3 protein-coding genes are annotated in these 4,467 nt (G+C 69.8%); all 3 read left to right on the top strand.

Annotation, left to right across the window (positions count from 1 at the left end; all coding sequences use genetic code 11):
- Positions 1-99 precede the first annotated feature (99 nt).
- The gene (locus ABZ646_RS40945) at positions 100-720 is read left to right on the top strand and encodes an HAD-IA family hydrolase (protein WP_360531166.1); all 621 of its coding nucleotides are present in this window, start codon (positions 100-102) and stop codon (positions 718-720) included.
- Between the two features lie 245 nt (positions 721-965).
- Positions 966-2,024, top strand: coding sequence for a site-specific integrase (locus ABZ646_RS40940; protein ID WP_360531163.1), 1,059 nt, complete (start codon positions 966-968; stop codon positions 2,022-2,024).
- Complete coding sequence (locus ABZ646_RS40935) at positions 2,021-4,366, top strand: tyrosine-type recombinase/integrase (protein WP_360531160.1); 2,346 nt, start codon at positions 2,021-2,023, stop codon at positions 4,364-4,366. The genes ABZ646_RS40940 and ABZ646_RS40935 overlap by 4 nt, the downstream gene beginning before the upstream one ends.
- The last annotated feature ends 101 nt before the right edge of the window (positions 4,367-4,467 follow it).

Here is a 4,467-nt window from a genome sequence, read left to right as displayed (position 1 = left end):
CGCCGGCATCCGCCACGGCTGGATCCGCAAGATCAAAGACGCCACCTACACCACGGCCTTGACAACACCCAACACCCCTTAACTACGCGGCATTGCCCCTTGACCCACCCAACCAGCCCCGACGCCGTCATCCTCGACTACAACGGCGTCATCGGACTCCAGCCCGCCCGCACCCACTGGCTCCGACTGGCCCGCACCTCCTCCTGGCCCGAAGACGATCTCACCGGCTTCCAGCAAGCCTTCTGGCACGCCCGCGACCTCTACGACGCCGGCCAGCTCAGCGACCTGGCGTACTGGGCACGCGTCCTCGGCGCACACCCCGGCCCCCGCCTGCTGCGCAAACTCCGCGCCGCGGACACCGCCATGTGGACCGAGACCGACACGAGCGTCCTGGCCGTCCTGCACCGCGCCCACGCCACCCGGCTGCGCATGGTGCTGCTCTCCAACGCACCCGCCCACCTCGCCACCGTCCTCGACACCCACGACTGGCGGCACTTGATGACCCAAGCCCTGTACTCGGCCCGACTTCAGGTATGCAAGCCCGACCCGGCCGCCTACCAACACGCGTTGCAGGCCACGGGAGTTAGCGATCCGCGACGCGTGCTGTTCGTGGACGACCGCACCGACAACTGCCGGGCCGCTACCCGCCTGGGCCTGCGGACGCTGCACTACACCGGCTCCGCCGACGCCCTCCGAGAAGCCCTCGCGCTCGCTGCCTGAGCTGCTCGCCTTCACCCTTCAGGAACCTGTGACCTCTCACGACGACCTGCGCACGATGGACGGAGACGTCTTCGTCTCCCCGCGCCATCTCGCCTCCACCACGGGGACCGGCGATCCGGCCCTCGCCCCCCTCACCGGCCTCGGCTGGGACCTCCACCACGACGACCTAGAAGTTACGTGGAATCACTTGCGAGGCTGGTGTCCTCGTACGGGGACCCACGGACTGAAGGGATCAGCAGTACCAGATGGTCGAGCTGAGGGAGAAGTGGCCGATACTCGGTCGGCACGAGCAGGCAGCGGCGTGGCTGCAGGTGTGGCGGGACTTGGGACGGGCGCCGAGGACGATAGATGCCTACGCCCGGGGGCTGGCGGAGTACCTGGAGTTGTGCGAGCGGGAGAGCGTGGACCCGGTGCGGGCCACGCGGGCCCATATCGCACTGTACATACGTGAGTTGAGCTCACGGCCGAGCCGCCGAGGCGGCAACGTCGTGGCGCTGGACTCCGGTGCCGGGTTGTCGAACGCGACGCTCCAGCAGCGTCTGGTGTCGGTGCGGTTGTTCTACGGCTTCCTGGTCGACGAGGGGCTGCGCCAGGGCAATCCCGTCGGCCGGGGACGCTACACCCCTGGGGTCCGTGGCGGCGGGCAGCAGCGTGGGCTGGTGCGGAGGCTGGTGAACCTTCCCTGGATCCCCAGCGACGAGCAGTGGCGGGCCGTTCTGGCGATCGCCGCCGTCGAGCCGGTACGCACCCGGCTCATGCTGGCCCTGGCCTACGACGCGGCCCTGCGCCGGGAGGAGTTGTGCTCGCTGCGCACCGACGACCTGGACCCGGGCCGGCGGCTGGTGCGGGTGCGGGCGGAGACCACCAAGAGCCGCCGGGAGCGGGTCGTGCCCTACTCGGCGGCGACCGGGGTCCTGCTGGCGCAGTACCTGGTGCACCGGGCCACGGTCAGCCGGGCGCGCGGTGGGCTGTTCCTGTCTGAGTCGCGGCGCAACTTCGCCCAGCCGCTGAGCCTGTGGACGTGGTCGAAGGTGGTGCGCCGGATCGCCGTGGCGGCCGGGGTGGAGCGTTTCTCCACGCACACCACGCGGCACCTGTGTCTGACCGACTTGGCACGGATGGGCTGGGAGGTGCACGCGATCGCCACGTTCGCCGGACACCGGCACACCGACTCCACCATGCAATACATCCACCTCTCGGGCCGGGACCTGGCCGAGAAGTACGCGCGCGGGATGGAGCACATCCACGCCCAGCGGGTCGCGTTCTTGAGCGCCGACGCCGACGGCACTGGACGGCCGCGGTGACCGCGCTTGCCCTGGCCGCAGGGGAGACGGCACTCGAGTGGGCCTGGCCGGTGGACGGCGCTTCATGGGACCGGGTCCCGCAACTGAGCGCCGAGGAGCGGGCGGTGCTGGTGCAGGCCAGCCCGCGGCTGTTGCACTCCTCGCGGCTGACCCGGGTCGAACGCGGTGCGCTGGCGCGGTTGCTCGGGCCGCTGGAGCAGGTGCGGTCCTGCCTGTGGATCCCGGACAAGGCCGGACATCACCGGTGGGTCGACTTCCAGGTGGTCGGGATGCTGCTGGTGCGCACCGCCGAGGCCGGTTCGGTGTGGTGGGGTTGGGACCAGGCCACGTGGACCCGTGTGATCGGGTCCGACGCGCAGGAATGGAGCCGTCAGTGGCCGGCGCAGACGTCGCGGGCATGCCGCCTTCGCCTGCTGGCCTACGCCTACCTCCTGGGCGCGCCCGTGGACGAAGCCCTGTTCCTCGGCTTCGAACGGCTGCGCCTCGCCCGGACGGTCTTCGGCCCCGAGATCGTGGACCGGGAGGTCAACACTGTTTACCGGCTGCTGCGTGGCTGGGGTTATCGGATGGACACGGCGGGCAACCGCTCGGTGCGCACGTTGATCGCGCACGCGATGCTCCTCAACCGCAGCCCGCTGCTGGCGGACATGGACGCGGCGCTGGTGGAGAGCCTGCGTGAGGCGGTGCGTTCCACCGGGCGGGCATCCGGTGACCTGTACCCGCTGCAGCGGGCGTTGGCGGCGCTGGGACAGTGCGAGCCGCCCGTCGCGCGCAATGAGGTGCTGCTGGCGGGGCTGCGGGCCCAGCGGTGGACGGACGTGCCGGCGCCGTGGGCCGAGATGGTCTGCCGGTGGTTCGACACCTCCACACTCAGCCGCAACGTCCGCCTGGCCTACCGCCAGGACCTGGCCCGTATCGGCCGGTGGCTGGCCGCCGAGCACCCGCAGATCACCGAGCCCGCCCAGTGGACGAGGGCGACCTGCGCGGCCTGGGTGGCCACGGTGGACCGGATGCGGATCGGCGACTACGTCGAACGCAGTGCCACCCGCGGTGTGTTCGGGGACCCGATGTCTCCCTCCACCAAGGACAGTGCGCTCACCGCCAGCCGCGCGTTCTTCCGCGACCTGCAGGAATGGGAGTGGATCCCGCGCCGGTTCGATCCCGGGCGCGCGCTGGAGACGCCCCGCAGCATCCGCGCCCTGCTGGGTCCCAACCCTCGCGTCATCGCCGACGAGGTGTGGGCCAAGCTGCTGTGGGCCGGCATCAACCTCACCTCCGAGGACCTCCCCACTACCAGCAGCGGGCCGCGCTATCCCCTCGAACTCTCCCGAGCCGTGGTGCTGACCTGGCTGTTCAGCGGCCAACGTAGCGACGAGATCCGCCGCCTGCGCACCGGCTGCATCCGCTGGCAGCACGACGGCACGGACGTCAGCCCGGACGCCGCCGACGTCCTCGCCCGCGACGCCGTCTGCCTGCTGGACGTCCCGACCCACAAGACCGGCACGAGTTTCACCAAGCCGGTCGACCCGCTGCTGGGACAGGCCATCGAGGTCTGGCAGGCCGTGCGCCCCGAGCAGCCGGTGATGCTGGACGCCAAGACCGGCGAGCGCGTGCACTTCCTGTTCGCCCACCGCGCCAAACGGGTCTCCAAGGACTACATCAACCGCACGATCATCCCGGCGCTGTGCACGAAGGCCGGGGTCGCCGCCCGCGACGTCCGCGGCAAAATCACCAGCCACCGGGCCCGCAGCACCATCGCCAGCCAGCTCTACAACGCCAAGGAACCGATGACCCTGTTCGAGCTGCAGGCATGGCTCGGACACAGATCCCCCAGCTCCACCCAGTTCTACGCGAAGATCCCCCAAGAGACGCTGGCCAAGGCATACAGCGAAGCCGGCTACTTCGCCCGCAACGTACGCACCATCGAGGTCCTCGTCGACCGCGACGCCGTCGCCTCCGGGGCCGCGGCAGGCGGCGAGCCCTGGCAGTACTACGACCTGGGCCACGGCTGGTGCACCTATTCCTTCTTCGAACAGTGCCAGCACCGGATGGCCTGCGCCCGCTGCGACTTCTACACCCCCAAGAACTCCAGCAAGGCCCAACTCCTCGAAGCCAAGGAGAACCTGCAGCACATGCTCGCCTCCATCCCACTGACCGAGGACGAACGCGCCGCGGTCGACGACGGCCAAACAGCCATCGACGCGTTCCTCGCCCGGCTCACCGACATCCCCACACCCGCAGGCCCCACCCCACGGGAGCTCGGCCTCCCCGCCACCATCACCATGCTGCCCATCGTGGAGGTCCGCCAAGGCAAACAGGAACGAGCGACTCCCAATAGGTAACACCCACGGACTGCTCATCAAGTGGTCCGACTGCTACGGAAACCGTGAGTACATCTACGACTTGGCGTACCTCCGCAGTACAGTACGGCGCACTGGGAGCC

This window comes from Streptomyces sp. NPDC007162 (genome assembly GCF_040634175.1).
GTDB lineage: Bacteria > Actinomycetota > Actinomycetes > Streptomycetales > Streptomycetaceae > Streptomyces.
The sequence above is the reverse complement of the archived record's forward strand: the minus strand, read 5'-3'. Positions and strand labels throughout refer to the sequence as shown.